Genomic DNA, 14,556 nt, shown 5'->3' with positions numbered 1-14,556 from the left:
CTGGCCACCAGGGCCCGCGCCGCCCGTCCCGCCCCGCTCAGCCGCAGCCGCTCGGGCCGCTCGCAGCGCGCCCTGACCTCGGCGGTGAGGGTGGCGGCCTGCAGCTGGCGCACAAGGGCGTGGAGGGGCATCGCAAGGCGGGATCAAACCGGAGGCGATCCTCGCAACCCGTTTGCGTCCATGCTGGGGGTCGGTTCGCCCCGCAATGGCCCGCTTCCGCTGTCCCACCTGCCGCCAACGGCCCCTGAGGCTGGAGCAACCCTTTTCGGGTGTGCCCCGCTGCGGGCGCTGCGGCGACCTGCTGGAGCCGAAGCCCCGTCACGGGCGCGCCTGGAGCCTGGCCCTCGGGGTGGCCGCCCTGGTGCTGGGCGGGGCCGCCTTCCCTGGCTTGCTGGAGCAGGTGGGGAGCCTGCCCGAGCAGGCCCCGGATGTCACCACCCGGCTGCTGGAGCGTTTCGAGCCGGCTCCCGATCCACGCCTGCGGCCGATGGCCCTGCTGGAAGGCGGGCTGCTGGCCAACCTTCAGGAGGCCGACCGGCAGTGGATTCCCACCGCCGAGCCCCTGGCTGGGGGCGGCATCCGTTTCCTCTACCGCCGGCGGGCCGGTGAACCCGAGCTGTCGGTGCCGGAGCTGCAGGCCCTGATCAACTCCCCCCCGGACCATGGTGAGAAGCACCGGGCGATCGCCGAACTGCTCAGCGTTCTGGACCAGGTGGGCGTGCAGGTGGAGTTGGTGGAACCCAGGAAGACGGGCGCCGCCGGGGAATGGGATCACGCCGCCCGCACCCTGCGGATCAAGCCTGCGGTGGTGGAGAAGGGAACGGTGGACTTCGCCCAGGTGCTCAACCACGAGGCGATCCATGTGGCCCAGAGCTGCGCGGCCGGCGGCCTGCGCGCTGTCCCCAGAACCCTTGGCCTGGGCCAGGAGGTCCCGCCGGAACTGCGGCTCCATCTCGATGATCCCCTCTACGCCGGGGCCTCCGACTGGGAGAAAGCCCTGGAGCGGGAGGCCTACGCCAATCAGCGGCAGCTGGAGATCGGCACCACCTTGATCCGCAGCCATTGCCGGACCCGATCGGCGGGCTGAAGGCCGGGCCCGGCCCGGGACCTCAGCCGGAGATGTGGGCGATGAGATCGAGGCACTTGCTGGAGTAGGCCCACTCGTTGTCGTACCAGGCCACCACCTTGACGAAGGTGTCGGTGAGGGCGATGCCGGCGGAGGCATCGAAGATCGAGGTGCAGGTCTCACCGACGAAATCGGTGGACACCACCGCCTCTTCGGTGTAGCCGAGGATGCCGGCCATCGGCCCTTCCGAGGCGGCCCGCATGGCGGCCTTGATGGCGTCGTAGCTGGCCCCCCGCTCCAGGTTCACGGTCAGATCCACCACCGAGACGTTGGGGGTGGGAACCCGGAAGGCCATGCCGGTGAGCTTGCCGCTCAGGGCCGGGATCACCTTGCCCACCGCTTTGGCGGCACCGGTGGAGGAGGGAATGATGTTCTGGCCGGCACCGCGGCCACCGCGCCAGTCCTTGACCGACGGGCCATCCACCGTCTTCTGGGTGGCGGTGGTGGCATGCACGGTGGTCATCAGGCCATCGCGGATGCCGAAGTTGTCGTTGAGCACCTTGGCCATCGGCGCCAGGCAGTTGGTGGTGCAGGAGGCATTGGAAACGATGTCCTGCCCCGCATAGGCGGTGTGGTTCACCCCCATCACGAACATCGGTGTGTCGTCCTTGGAGGGAGCCGACATCACCACCTTGCGGGCGCCGGCGCTGATGTGGGCCCGAGCGCGCTCGTCGCTCAGGAACAGACCGGTGGATTCGAGCACCACGTCGGCACCCACCTCGCCCCAGCGCAGGGCGGCGGGATCGCGCTCGGCGGAGATGCGGATGCGGCGGCCGTTGACCACCAGGGCACCGCCATCGACGGCCACCTCGCCGGCAAAGCGGCCATGGGTGGAGTCGTAGCGAAGCATGTAGGCGATGTAGTCGACATCGATCAGGTCGTTGATGCCCACCACTTCGATGTCATCGCGTCCGCAGGCGATGCGGAAGACGAGGCGTCCGATGCGTCCGAACCCGTTGATGCCGATCCTGATGGTCACCTGCGCGTCTCCCGAGTCAGACCAAGGACTTGAGCGTCGCACGGGGCAGGTGGCCGAAAGCGGAGCCCTTCAGACCATTGTCGCCAGATGAAACGGGCTCAGCGTCCCGGTGCCTGCTGGGCCTGTTTGAGGCGTTGCCGGAGCCTGCGGCTCCAGCCGAACGCCATCGCACCACCCATCAAGGGCAGGGGCCCCGGCACCGGAACGCTGCGCAGCGCCGTGGGGTTGAACGGCCTGCCGTTGATGACGGCGTTGACACGATTGGAGCCGTTCGTCGATCCAAATCTCAGCGCGGATCCATTGTTGATGACGATCAGGGACCCTGTGATGGTGGATGGGTTCCCATTGCCGGAGCGATTCAGCGTGGCCGTCCCGCCGCCCGTCAGCAGGAACGTGCCGAAAACATCGGAGCCGCTCAGACTCAGATTGGAGCCAGGGCGAGCAAAGTTGAAGATGATCTTGGCAGGATCCACATCGCCTTGCAGCGTCCAATCCTGGTTGGTCGTCAGGCTGGTGGGCATATTGAAGACAAAATAATCACTCCCTGATCCCACGAAGTTCAGGTCAACGTTTCGACCAACCGTCTGGACGTTGTAGTAGTTGATGCCACCGGTGGCGCTCAGCGCGCCGGTGAGCGTCAGGCGGCCCGAGAGGTTGACGGCATCGTTGTACTTGCAGGAGCTGAGCGCCACGGTGCAATTGGACGCGTTGATGCCGCCGATGTAGGTGGCCACAGCCAGGGCATCCGCTTCGGCCTGGACGGTCCAGGCATTGCTGACCACCGTGGTACCGGGGCCGTTGGTGACGGTGGCGGACTGGGAGCGGAAGATCTGATTGGCCGTGACCGAACCGGCATTGAGCCGGGCCTTACCGCCCACCAGCGCCGAGCCGTTGGATGGCTGGGCAGGCGCCGCTGGGGCAACGCTGCAGCTCGGCGGCACCGACACCGTGCTTCCCCCATTGAGTTGGTTCGGCGAATTGGTGCTGGTGCCCAGGGTGGACCGCACGTTCCGCGAGGTGATGTTCACCAGGCCGAAGCCAGCGGCGCAGCCCAGGTTGAGCCCATCGGCCTGGGCAACGTTGGCCCGCGCCGGCAGGAATGGTTCCAGCACAAGGACTGTGGCGATTCCAAGACCGCTGGCCAGACCGGAAAGGGTGGCCCCGCCAGGGGGACGACTGTGGCGATCAAACGGGTGGCCATCGGCACCAAAGAAGGGTCCGTCAATGGCCTCGCTGGCTATGGGGTGTGATCGTGCACTCACTGGAATCATTCACTTGGTTCAGAGGATTTGACCCGAGGGGAAATGAAGACTTCCTCTTTTTTCAGGCGGTACTCTGCATTCGTAAAGAAGGAATTGCTCGCCCAGAATCTAACACTTCTGGCCATGTTGTCAGGGACGCCTGCGCCACTGACCGATGGACCGCAGAGGCCCAAAGCCAGAGAAGTTGCAGCTGCAGACCAACGAGTTTCTGCAGACATGCCCACACCATGGGCACAATGTTGGCGATTGGATCCCGCTGGGTCTGGCACCCCCTGATGAACCTGCATGACCCGGGACACGGCCTACGCCGCGTCAACACCACCGATTTCCTGTCCCTGATCGCCCTGGCCCTTTTCGTCACCTACGGGGTGACGCTGCTGAACACGATTCTGCCGCTGGCCTTCCTGCAACCGGCCTGGCTTGTCACCCTGATCAGCGCCCTCCTCGACAGTGCGCCTCTCGCCCTGCTGGGCCTGGGTCTGGTGCATCTGGTGGCCTATCTGGAGCCTGACGACATCCAGATCCAGGCCCGCCGCGATGCGATCGCCCGATGGGCGGTCGGCGCCGTCATCGGCTTCCTGCTCCTGTTTCCCCTGCAAATCGCTTCCGCCGTTCAAGGTCATGGGCTCGTGGCCCGCAGCCAGAGCAGCGCCATGCGGTTGGCCACCGAACGCGCCGAGGAGTTCCAGCGTGCCATTGATGGCGCCACCTCGATTGAAGACCTGCAGCAGAGAATTGCGACCCTGCAGGGACCCGGGCTCCAGTTGACCGAGCAGCGTCAATCGCTGCCAGCGCTCAAATCGATGCTCTCCAAGCGACTGGAGGCGTCCATCAAGAGCTCATCGGATCTCATTCACTCGCCCTGGAATCCCAGTGTCTGGGCGATCATGCAGCGCACGCTGCGGGTGTTTCTCCTTGCCGCGGTCTATGCCCTAGCCTTCGCGGCCGGCAGCCAGCGTCGGGTCAGCGATCTCTCGCTGCTACGGGAGGCCCAGATGCACTGGGATCTCTCCAGGGCCAGGTTGGTGCGGCGGCGTCAACAGCGCCTTGAGGTCAGGCAGCGGCAGCAGCTGTTGCAGGAGGAGAAAGCACTGGAAGCCCGTGCCCAGAGACGGCGACAAGCCGACGCCCCGGTCCCCCCACCGCCGGCCGCCAAGGTGACGTCCTCCCGGGCTCTCCCTGCCGACATGGCCTACTTCCACCAGCTCAGCGTGGACGGGGAGCAAAACCAGGTGGGGGAACCCTCCTGAACGCTGCGGCTGGAGGTCAGTCGGCAGGGCCTGAGGCCGCTGGCCCATCGGCCTTGCCCAGCAGGGTTTCCTCCTCCAGAAGCATGTTGAAACGCAGCAGGTCCGTGTCCTTGAGCTGCTGCCGGCTGCTCACGCCCAGATGCTTCTCGAGAAAACGGCGACCCATGGCGCCGTCCCAGCCGAGCTGCAGCAGCAACAGGTTGCACTGGTCGAGCAGGTCGGCCCGGCGCAAAGGAACGGCCACCGTGGCCGGATCACAGCCGGGCTCGAGGGCCTCGATCGCCTGCAGATAGGCGATCAGATCGGCATAGATGGTGATGCGGTCGCGGCTGGGGTGGCCAAAGGAGCGCTGCAGATAAATGGCTTCCCGGTCCCTGTCCCATCCCAGCCGCCGCATCTGCAGATCCAGGTGGGTGAGCTCGGCGCTCCAATCCTGGGGGTCTTCCTCCTGGCTCACCGGCGTGGGCGGCGGTTCAGGTGGTGGCGGCGGCTCCGGAGTGGGCGTTGGTGCCGGTGATGGCGTCGGTGCTGGTGCTGGCTTTGGGGCCTCAGCTGCCGCCTGCCGCGGCGGGCGCGGGGTGCCCGTGCTCTGGAGGCTGGCCAGTAAGCGAGCTCTGGCCCTGTCCTCCGCTGCCTCGGCATCGCCGGCCTCCCCCAGGGCACTGCCCAGGAAGCGCTCCCCATCGCGGGCCGAGACCAGCACGACGCGGCGGCCACCGTCGCAGTGCAGCAGTCGGACCTGAAGTTGCATGGGAGGGATCAGGCGGGGCCGGCAGTCTTTCTAGAGTGCTTGTTTGAAGGCGCCAGGGCCGAGCGAACGCCAGGAATGGAAGTGGAATCGGTGGAGAGCCTCACACCCCTGCTGCAGCAGGCGGACCAGTGGGGCGAGGTGCTGCTGCTGTTGCCACTGCTGGTGGGGCTCGAGGCGGTGCTCTCCGCCGACAACGCCATCGCCCTGGCCGCCATCTCCCGGCGGCTGCATGACCCGGCGCGGCAACGCCAGGCCCTGAACCTTGGCCTGGTGCTGGCCCTGGTCTTCCGGCTGGGCCTGATCGCCCTGGCCAGCTTCGTGCTCAATTTCTGGCCGCTGCAGCTGCTGGCTTCGGCCTATCTGCTCTGGCTCTGCGGGCGCCATCTGCTGGGCCAGGACGACGACAAGGACGAGATCGCCGACGGTGTGCAGCCAAGCCTCTCCGCCCAGGTCCCCGGCTCCCACGACTCCGGCCATCCCCACCACGGCGCCTCCCTGGGGTCGATCGTGGCGACCCTGGCCCTCACCGATCTGGCCTTCTCCCTCGACAGTGTCTCTGCGGCGGTGGCGGTCACCGACCGGCTTCCCCTGGTGATGGCGGGAGGGGTGATCGGCATCATCGCCCTGCGGCTCACGGCCGAACTGTTCCTGCGCTGGCTGGAGATCTTCCCCCATCTGGAAACCGCCGGCTATCTGGCGGTGGGGCTGGTGGGCCTGCGGCTGCTGCTGCGCCTGCTGCTGCCGGCGATGGAGGTGCCGGAATGGGCCCTGCTGCTGGTGGTGGCCGCCCTGTTCGCCTGGGGCTTCTCCCTGCGCACGGCCCCCTCTCCCCTGCCCGAGCAGGGCAGCGGCGACGCCTGAGGGCGGCCGGAACGATGCGGATCGAACTGCGTCAGATCGACTCGGACCGGCTGATCACCAGCATCGAGATCGAGAACCTCAGCGATGTCCCCCATCCCGGCCGCTGGCTGACCACTGGCGATCGCAGCTTTCTGGTGCTGCAGCGACGCCACCGTTACCGGCTGCGGCAGGGCCGCTACGAACTGACGGCCGTGGCGCTGCAGGTGAAATCCCAGCAGCAACCAGCCGATGCCCACTGGTGGGACGGGCGCTGGGTGATCGGCGACCCCCACTGCCGCTTCAACGCCCGCAGCCCCCTGCTGCGCTGCGCCGTGCTGCCCGAGGGACCCTGCGAGCGCTGCAGCCACCGCAGCCCCCGCTGAAGCGATCGCGCCACCAGCCGGTCCTAGGCTGGGGGCCAACTCTGTCTTCGCGCCCGATCACCGCCCCTTCCTCCAGGCCCCAGGCCAAGGTCATCCGGAGCCGACCCAGCGGCAACGGTTCCGCCCCCACCCCTGAACCGCTCACCCCGAGCCACACCGCCACCGGGCTGAATCCGCCGGTGGCTGGACTGGCGACGGATTTTGCCGTTCTGGGGTTGTCGGAGCCGATTCTCAAGGCCGTGGCCGCCAAGGGCTACAGCAGCCCATCCCCGATCCAGCTGCAGTGCATCCCGGCGGTGCTGGCGGGTCACGACGTGATGGCTGCCGCCCAGACGGGCACCGGCAAGACGGCCGGTTTCACCCTGCCGATGCTGGAGCGGCTGCGCCACGGACCCCACGCCCGCGCCGGTGTGGTGCGCGCCCTGGTGCTGACCCCCACCCGGGAGCTGGCGGCCCAGGTGGCGGACAGCGTCACCGCCTACGGCCGCTACCTGGATCTGCGCTCCGATGTCGTTTTTGGTGGGGTGAGCGCCAACCCCCAGATGCAGCGGCTGCGTAAGGGCGCCGACGTGCTGGTGGCCACCCCTGGCCGGCTGATGGACCTGCACCAGCAGAACGCCCTGCGGCTTGACCGGGTCGAGATCCTGGTGCTGGACGAGGCCGACCGGATGCTCGACATGGGCTTCATCCGCGACATCCGCCGGATCCTGTCGCTGATGCCGGCGAAGCGCCAGAACCTGCTGTTCTCGGCCACCTTCTCCAGCGAGATCCGGCGGCTGGCCACTGGCCTGCTGCACAACCCGGTTCAGCTCCAGGCCACTCCCGAGAACCAGGCCGCACCCCTGGTGGAGCAGGTGATCCATCCCTGCGACATGGACCGCAAGGGGGATCTGCTCAGCCATCTGATCCGCAGCAACGACTGGCGCCAGGTGCTGGTCTTCTCCCGCACGAAGCACGGCGCCAACCGGCTGGCGGAGCGGCTTGAGAAGGAGGGGCTGGGGGCGGCGGCGATCCACGGCAACAAGAGCCAGGGGGCGCGCACCCGGGCACTGGCGGAGTTCAAGAGCGGCGAGGTGCGCGTGCTGGTGGCCACCGACATCGCCGCCCGCGGCATCGACATCCACCAGCTGCCCCATGTGGTCAACCTCGACCTGCCCAACGTGGCTGAGGACTATGTGCACCGCATCGGCCGCACCGGCCGGGCCGGCCAGAACGGCCATGCGATCTCCCTGGTGGCGGCCGAAGAGCATGAGCTGCTGCGGGCCATCGAGCGCCTGGTCGGCTCCCCCCTGCCCCGTCAGGAGGTGTCGGGCTTCGAACCCACCGTGCTGTCCGCCCCACCGCTGGATCTCAGCGGCGGCCGGGGCCGCCGAAGCCAGGGGCCCCGCCAGGGCCAGGGCCACGAGCGGGGTCGGCGCCGCACCGGCTCCCGCTGAGCTGCCCGTGGAACGGCCATGGTTGTGACAACCTTCGCTGCCGCCCTACGTTGAACTGACGATCAGCCTCTTTCTGACATGCCCTACGAACCCGGATCCACCCAGTGCCGCGTGCTGATCGACTGCAAGGCCCAGATCGAAGGCATGCTCCTCGCCCTGGAACGCATCGACAACAGCCGCCACATCCGTGACCAGTTGGTGGCCGTCCACAACCAGCTGGAGGGGCTGCACGAACTGCACCGTCGCCAGCCCGAAGAGCTCGCCTCCAGCAGCGGCACCGCAGGCTGAGGCAGCCCCTTGGGCCGCTGGGCCGTTCACAGCCGTCTCATCCACCCCCACCGGCCGTTTCCGCCTGGAAGCGGGGCTCCCATCCCTGGCAGGCCGCGTAGGCGCCGGCCAGGGTGGGTCGTACCGCCCGCTGGCCAGGCCTGAGCTCGTGGCTCACCACGTAGCACCCCAGCCGGTCTCGGAAGATCTGGCATCCCGAGCCGGTGCTGTTGACGAAGGAAAGGTCGCTGGCCATGACATCCGCATCCGATCACTGGATTTGGTCTAGTCCCTCTAGCTACCGTCCAACACTGAGACGCCCTTAAGGGAACAAAACGTCAACAAGTGTTGCCCAACGGGCGCTTCAGGGAGTATTAACACCGATGCATTGACCGGGAACCAGTCCCAGTTGCTGGATCAGGGCCTGCCCCTCGCTGGCCCGGCGTCCCGGCAGCTGGGCCTGGCGCAGCAGCACGGGGCAGCCGCCGCTGGCCAGCACGAGTCCCTCCCCCTCCACCAGCTCGAGCACGGTGCCTGGATCCACGGCTGGCGTGGCTTCACCACCCCAGCGGGCCGCCAGGACCGCGCCCACCGGAGTGAGCTGGTCGGCGAGGCGGCTGACCAGGGGCTCGGTGGCCAGAAGCTTCAGCCGCTCGTCCCCCCAGGGGCAGGACGCCTGGGGATGGAGTCCCATCACCCGGCGGTGAATGGCCAGGGCCGAGGCGTCCCAGCGCACCAGGGTGTCCTCCTTGCTGAGCTGACGGGCATGGCTGATGTCGCCGGCCTGGGGCCGCACCCCCAGACGGGCAAGGCGTTCCGCCTCCGCTCCGGGGCCCGCCGCCTCGATGCGCGGCAGGGCCTCCACCAGCAGCTCGGCGGTGAGCTGGGCCAGCCGCTCCCCCAGCTGGCCGGCGTTCTGCAGCAGGGGGATGGGCAGACGCCGCTCCAGCAGCACCGGGCCGGTGTCGAGGCCCTCTTCCATCGCCATGATGCCGACGCCGGTCTCGGCGTCCCCCTCCAGCAGGGACCACTGGATCGGGGCCGCACCCCGCCAGCGGGGCAGCAGGGAGCCATGGCCGTTCCAGCAGCCCAGGGGGGGCTGGGCCAGCACGGCCGGCGGCAGGATCTGGCCGAAGGCCACCACCACCGAGACGTCGGCCCCCAGGGTCGCCAGCTCCTGCTGGCAGACCAGATCCCGGCGAATGCGCTCGGGGGTGAACACCGGCAGGCCCAGGCCCAGGGCCCGCTGCTTGACGGCCGAGGCCACCAGGGACTTTCCCCGACCGCGGCGGCGGTCGGGCTGGCTGACCACCCCCACCAACGCATGGCCGGCCTGCCGAAGGGCATCGAGGCTGGCCACGGCGTAGGCCGGAGTGCCCCAGAACAGGATCCTCAAGCGTCGCCGGTGATCGAGAGACCCTCCACCCAGACGTGGGGGCAGAGGCCATCGGGGGTCACCTTGGCGGGACCCTCGAAGCCGAGGATGGCCTTGAGCAGGGTGCGGATGTCGCCGGCCACGGTGGCCGCCTCGATGGAGCGGGGGACGCCGTCCTGCACCAGCCAGCCGTCGAAGGGGAGGGAGAAGGAGCCTTGGCTGGCCTTCACCCCTGCATGGAGGGCCGAGAGGGAATCAATCACCACCAGGCCGCGCGCATCACCGCTGGCACCGGCCACGAAGCGATCCAGACCGGGGGCACCGCCACCGCTGCCGGGGGTGGGTCCGATCTCGAACCAGTCGGGACCCACCGAAACCTTGGCCCCGAGGCCCGCATGGCCGGTGGGAGACACCCCGAAGGCCCGCGCCGTGGCTTCCGAATGGAGGAAGTGGCGCAGCACACCCCCCTCCACCAGGGACAGCCGGCGGGTGGGGGTGCCTTCCCCGTCGAAGGCGGCCGCACCCACATTGGCCGGGTGCAGGCCGTTGTCGTGCAGGGACAGGAAAGGGACGGCCAGCTGCTCGCCCAGGGACTCACGCCGGCTGAGGCTGACGCCATCGAGCACGGCGCGGGCATTGAACAGGCTGCTGAACGCGCCGATCAGATCGAGGAACGCCTCCGGACTGAAGACGCAGGTGTAGCGGCCGGTGGCGATGGGGGCGTAATCGAGGTGGGCGATGGTGCGCTCCGCCGCCTCTTGCACACAGCCGGCCACATCAAGGTCGGCGGCGCCGTAGGCCAGCCGCACCGCGCCGCTGCTGCGGGGCTTGCGGCCCGCTTCTTCGGCCCGGGCATAGAGGTAGAGGGAGGCCGTGCTGAGCCGCTGCTGGCGGCAGGCACCGTCGCTGTTGATGTAGAGCCGGTCGCTGCTGCGCTGGGCCAGGCCGTTGTACGGGACCGTGCCGATGGCCGGATGGAGGCCGAGCAGGTCGCGCTCTGCATCCCGCAGGGTGTCGAGCAGGGTGAGGATGCTCAGCGGTGTGCTGAGGGGCTGCTCCAGCACCGGCAGCGGGGCCGTGGCCAGGGGGGAGAAATCAGGGATCTCATCGACATTGCCGTAGGCACTGGCGTCGCGGGCGCCGGCCAGGGCCCGGGCCAGGCCGGCATCGGAGAGGTCGGAGGTGCTGGTGATGCCCACCAGACCGTCGTCGTTCCAGACCCGCAGGGTGATGGCACTGCGCTGGGCGCCCTTCATCTGTTTGGCCTCGCCCCGGTCAACCTGCACAGAGGTATCGGTGCTGCAGGAGGCGCCCAGGTCCCAGCGGCGGACGCCCTCGGCGAGGGCCAGGCTGGCGAGCCGTTGGCGCAGCACCTCGGCGTCGAGGCTGGCGGTGAGCGATTCGGTGCTCTCCATGCTCAGCGTCCTCCCACGGTGATGGTGTCGACCTTGATATGCGGCTGGCCCACGGTGACGAAGATGCTGCCGCTGACCGAACCGCAGAAGCCGGCGGCCAGCTCCAGATCATTGGCGCACATCGAGATGCGGGGCATCACCTCCTTGGCATCCCCGATCAGGGTGGCGCCCTTCACCGGCCGGGTGAGGCTTCCGTTCTCGATCAGGTAGCCCTCCTCGACAGCGAAGTTGAACTGGCCCGTGGGGCCGACGCTGCCGCCGCCCATCGACTTGCAGTACAGCCCCCTGTCGACCGAGGCGATCAGGTCCTCCGGGCTGTGGGGCCCGGCGGCGATGTAGGTGTTGCGCATGCGGCTGGCGGCGGCGAAGGCATGGCTCTGGCGACGGCCGCTGCCGGTGCGCGGGTGGCCGGTGCGGCGTTCGCCGGCCCGATCGCTGAGGAAGCGCTGCAGGATGCCGTTCTCGATCAGCACCGTGCGCTGGGGTTCCATGCCCTCGTCGTCCATCGAAAGGGAACCGAAGGCGCCGGCGGTGAGGCCCTCATCGACGGCGGTGAGGGCCTCGTGGGCGATCGGCTGACCCACCATGTCGGCGAAGGGGGTGGTGGCCCGCTCCACCTGGGTGGTTTCCAGCAGGTGGCCGCAGGCTTCGTGGAAAATCACACCGCCGAAACGGTTGGCCAGCACGACGGGGAACTGGCCGGCCTCGACATAGTCGGCCCGCAGCATGGTGCCGGCGCTGCTGCAGACATCGACGGCGGCGGCTTCCGCGTCCCAGTGGCGCAGGTCGTCGGGGCTGTCGGAGGTGCCATAACGCCTCCCCAGGCTGGCCCGGTGGTCACCGTCGGCGACCAGCACGTTGAGACCCACCGACTGGTGCAGGCGCACATCGCGGGCGAAAGTGCCGTCACTGGCGGCCACCAGCACTTCCTGCCAATCGCGGGCGTAGCTGCCCCGGCGCACCTGCAGGTGCTGGCCATGGGCCAGCAGCCGGTCGGTGCCCTCAAGCAGCCGGCCCGTGGCTTCGGCCAGGGAGGGACAGGTGTGCAGCCAACCCTCCTTGGTGGCGGCGAAATCCCGCAGCTCCGGCAGGCCATCGAAGCGGCCACCGGCCTGCACCGGCAGCACCAGCCCCAGCATGCCGAGGGCCTGCTCCAGGGCGGCCCGCAGGCCGGCGGCGCTCAGGTCGTTGGTGGACACGAAGCCGTCCCGATCGCCCAGGAAGACCCGCAATCCGGCCCCGGCACCGAAGGCGGGACTGACGCTGGTGATGCTGTCCTGCTCGGCGAGCAGGCCGAGGTGGTCGGAGCGCTCCAGGAACACCTCGACAAGATCGGCACCAGCCGATCGGCCACCGGCCAGTAGAGGTTCCAGGACGGTCCGCCAGGCGGGATCACCGAGGGCCGCAGGCGATGCGGACCGCTCGGTGGCGGCAAGGGCGCCGGTGGGAGGGGAGACGACCAAGCGGCGAAAGAAGAACTGGGCCGATTCTGGCGGGTCGGCTCAGCGCACGGCGGGCTGGAAGCGCTCGCTGCGGATTGGCGCCATCAGGAACAGGCGCGCCATCTGAACGCCGTTGCCGACCCAGTGGGGCAGCTTGCGCAGGGTCCGCACGGGAGCGGAGGCGCCGGATCGGTCGGCCTCGGCCAGGGCAGCGTTGTTCTGCACCAGCTTCTCCAGCCGCTCGTAGAACTCGGGGTGCTCGACGTTGAGCACCACGGGGAACACCCGGGCGGAGGTCTCGTTGGTCTTGGCGATCACGTACTTGTCGTAGGTGCGGGCATCAAGCCCGAGGGCCTCGTAGAACTCCTTGCGGGCCACGTCTCGCACATACATCGTGGCGAAAACGGCCAGCAGGAAGAAACGGCACCAGAGGCGGGCGGTAAAGCCACGCACCGTGTCCGGCTGGGCCTTCATCAGGGCATCAAAGAAATCGCCGTGGCGGTTCTCGTCCTGACACCAGTTCTCGAAGAAGTTGAAGATCGGGAAGATCTTGCTTTCGGGATGCTGCTCGAGATGGCGGTAAATGGCGATGTAGCGCCAGTAGCCGATCTTCTCGGAGAGGTAGGTGGCGTAGAAGATGAACTTGGGCTGGAAGTGGGTGTAGGCCTTGGTGGCCGTCAGGAAGCCAAGGTCGAGCTGGAGGCCGAAATCAGCCATGGCCTTGTTGAGGAAGCCGGCGTGGCGGGCTTCATCGCGGGCCATGTGGGCGAAGCATTCCGCCAGCAGCGGGTTGCGCTCCTTGATGCGGCGGCTGAGTTCCTTGTAGAGCAGGAAACCGGAGAACTCCGAGGTGCAGCTCTGCTCGAGGAACTCGACGAACACCCGGCGGGTTTCCGGATCGAGTTTGTCGGCGGCGCCTTCGAACTGGTCGTCGCGAACGAAGTGGTGGCGGTTGTAGTCCTTGCGGAACTCCTCGCAGATGGCCTCCAGTTCCACTTCGTTGGGCCGCAGATCCATCGCCGCCATGGCGTCGAAATCCGTGGTGTAGAAGCGCGGGGTGAGGATCGTGTCCTTCACCGGGTCCTTGATGGCCGGGGCATCAGGGGTGCCCACCCGGGGGGCGGTGGGGGCTTGGGTGGTGGGAGGCACCATCGCGCTGGACGTTCAGAGAGCTCGGCCGCCATCGTAGGCATCGATCCCCGCGATCGGTCCGGATGTGAAGCCGCGGATGTGAAGCCAGCGAGGGGTTCGGCAGCTCAGTTGGGGCCGAGCCACTTCTGGCCGTTGAGGCGCTGCACGAGTCGCGACACCAGCAACTGGAGGGTCATCTTCTTCTCATCGATCAGGAACGACTCCAGCAGGCTGGGGCTGCCCCCCCCTTCCGTCAGGGCGATGGTCTTGGCGGAGCTGATGTCCGGCTGGGTGAAGCAGAGCCAGAACCGTCGCTCGCCGGGAAGCCGGCCGCGGACCATCCAGCAGTCCGCCCCCACCACCGGCATGGCGCCCTGCTCGAACACCAGCTCAGGCGAGGGACCGCCGTAGGCCTCGATCTCCTTGATCAGGGCCGGCAGCAGCAGTTCCGGCACGAATGCCTCGAAGGGCTTGTCTTCAGGCGCGGGGGGCTTCGCCTTCGGGGCTGCTGTCTTCGCCTCCGGCGTGGTGGCGACAGGGGCGGGCGTGTTGCTGGGGGTCTCGGTCACCGGAGCGATCCCTGGGCGCGTTGGTGTGGGGACTTTAGGCAGCGTTCTCCAGCCTCAGGTGTGCGCGGAGACGGGACTCACCACTCCTCACCGTCGCCATCGCCCCAGTCGTCATCAACGGTGGCCACGGCCGCAGGGCGCGACACTGCGGCCGGCTCGGGACGGAAGGGCCTGGGGGCTCCGCCCTCGGGGCGGTGCAGCACGCGGTAGGGCACCGAAACCGTGGGTGCAGGGTCGCCGGGGGCACGGCTGGGGCCGGCGGGCGCCGCGGAGGCCGGGGCGTCGCTGACGCTGGGGGGCCTGGGCGTGGATCGCGCCTCGGTGCTGCCA

At 68.5% G+C, this 14,556-nt stretch carries 15 protein-coding genes and 1 pseudogene; 6 read left to right on the top strand and 10 right to left on the bottom strand.

Features of this window, described 5'->3' with window-relative positions; all coding sequences use genetic code 11:
* Positions 1-205: 205 nt before the first annotated feature.
* Positions 206-1,087 carry a hypothetical protein gene (locus VB739_RS14380; RefSeq protein ID WP_323357721.1) on the top strand — a complete coding sequence of 294 codons (882 nt, stop codon included), beginning with the start codon at positions 206-208 and terminating at the stop codon, positions 1,085-1,087.
* A 22-nt stretch (positions 1,088-1,109) separates the two neighbouring features.
* Here VB739_RS14380 and gap read toward each other — a convergent pair whose 3' ends face one another.
* Both gap and VB739_RS14370 read right to left on the bottom strand, forming a co-directional pair.
* Complete coding sequence (gap, locus tag VB739_RS14375; protein ID WP_323357720.1) at positions 1,110-2,105, bottom strand: type I glyceraldehyde-3-phosphate dehydrogenase; 996 nt, start codon at positions 2,103-2,105, stop codon at positions 1,110-1,112.
* 98 nt (positions 2,106-2,203) lie between these two features.
* The gene (locus VB739_RS14370) at positions 2,204-3,367 is read right to left on the bottom strand and encodes a hypothetical protein (RefSeq protein WP_323357719.1); all 1,164 of its coding nucleotides are present in this window, start codon (positions 3,365-3,367) and stop codon (positions 2,204-2,206) included.
* Between the two features lie 275 nt (positions 3,368-3,642).
* On the opposite strand from VB739_RS14370, the gene VB739_RS14365 reads away from it, so the two are divergent.
* Positions 3,643-4,617, top strand: coding sequence for a hypothetical protein (locus tag VB739_RS14365; protein WP_323357718.1), 975 nt, complete (start codon positions 3,643-3,645; stop codon positions 4,615-4,617).
* Between the two features lie 16 nt (positions 4,618-4,633).
* On the opposite strand, the gene VB739_RS14360 is transcribed toward VB739_RS14365, so the two are convergent.
* A complete protein-coding gene (locus VB739_RS14360) occupies positions 4,634-5,368 on the bottom strand; it encodes a hypothetical protein (RefSeq protein ID WP_323357717.1) in 735 nt (244 codons plus the stop codon).
* Between the two features lie 75 nt (positions 5,369-5,443).
* Here VB739_RS14360 and VB739_RS14355 point away from each other — a divergent pair, with 75 nt between their 5' ends.
* The 4 genes from VB739_RS14355 to VB739_RS14340 all read left to right on the top strand — a co-directional run bounded on the left by VB739_RS14355 (position 5,444) and on the right by VB739_RS14340 (position 8,315).
* Positions 5,444-6,229 (top strand): TerC family protein, encoded by a 786-nt coding sequence (locus VB739_RS14355; RefSeq protein ID WP_323357716.1) that lies wholly within the window; start codon positions 5,444-5,446, stop codon positions 6,227-6,229.
* 14 nt (positions 6,230-6,243) lie between these two features.
* Positions 6,244-6,591 (top strand): DUF6464 family protein, encoded by a 348-nt coding sequence (locus VB739_RS14350; protein WP_323357715.1) that lies wholly within the window; start codon positions 6,244-6,246, stop codon positions 6,589-6,591.
* A 215-nt stretch (positions 6,592-6,806) separates the two neighbouring features.
* Positions 6,807-8,027 (top strand): DEAD/DEAH box helicase, encoded by a 1,221-nt coding sequence (locus tag VB739_RS14345; protein ID WP_323357714.1) that lies wholly within the window; start codon positions 6,807-6,809, stop codon positions 8,025-8,027.
* 78 nt (positions 8,028-8,105) lie between these two features.
* The gene (locus tag VB739_RS14340; protein ID WP_216908869.1) at positions 8,106-8,315 is read left to right on the top strand and encodes a hypothetical protein; all 210 of its coding nucleotides are present in this window, start codon (positions 8,106-8,108) and stop codon (positions 8,313-8,315) included.
* A 37-nt stretch (positions 8,316-8,352) separates the two neighbouring features.
* Here VB739_RS14340 and VB739_RS14335 read toward each other — a convergent pair whose 3' ends face one another.
* The 7 genes and pseudogenes from VB739_RS14335 to VB739_RS14305 form a co-directional block, all read right to left on the bottom strand.
* A complete protein-coding gene (locus VB739_RS14335; protein ID WP_323357713.1) occupies positions 8,353-8,550 on the bottom strand; it encodes a hypothetical protein in 198 nt (65 codons plus the stop codon).
* Positions 8,551-8,658: 108 nt separating this feature from the next.
* A complete protein-coding gene (gene fmt, locus VB739_RS14330; protein ID WP_323357712.1) occupies positions 8,659-9,690 on the bottom strand; it encodes a methionyl-tRNA formyltransferase in 1,032 nt (343 codons plus the stop codon).
* Positions 9,687-11,084, bottom strand: coding sequence for a TldD/PmbA family protein (locus VB739_RS14325; protein ID WP_323357711.1), 1,398 nt, complete (start codon positions 11,082-11,084; stop codon positions 9,687-9,689). Before VB739_RS14325 ends, fmt begins: the two co-directional genes overlap by 4 nt.
* Before the next feature lie 2 nt (positions 11,085-11,086).
* Positions 11,087-12,547: a TldD/PmbA family protein gene (locus tag VB739_RS14320; protein ID WP_416233342.1), complete on the bottom strand. Its 1,461-nt coding sequence runs from the start codon at positions 12,545-12,547 to the stop codon at positions 11,087-11,089.
* Positions 12,548-12,586: 39 nt separating this feature from the next.
* Positions 12,587-13,678: a magnesium-protoporphyrin IX monomethyl ester (oxidative) cyclase gene (gene acsF, locus VB739_RS14315; protein WP_323357710.1), complete on the bottom strand. Its 1,092-nt coding sequence runs from the start codon at positions 13,676-13,678 to the stop codon at positions 12,587-12,589.
* Positions 13,679-13,782: 104 nt separating this feature from the next.
* Complete coding sequence (locus tag VB739_RS14310; RefSeq protein ID WP_323357709.1) at positions 13,783-14,226, bottom strand: DUF2996 domain-containing protein; 444 nt, start codon at positions 14,224-14,226, stop codon at positions 13,783-13,785.
* 77 nt (positions 14,227-14,303) lie between these two features.
* Positions 14,304-14,556: pseudogene (locus VB739_RS14305) on the bottom strand (hypothetical protein); the annotation flags it as partial.

Source organism: Cyanobium gracile UHCC 0281, assembly GCF_034931305.1.
Lineage (GTDB): Bacteria > Cyanobacteriota > Cyanobacteriia > PCC-6307 > Cyanobiaceae > Cyanobium > Cyanobium gracile_A.
Note: the sequence above shows the minus strand (reverse complement) of the source record. Positions and strands in the feature narration are given on the sequence as shown.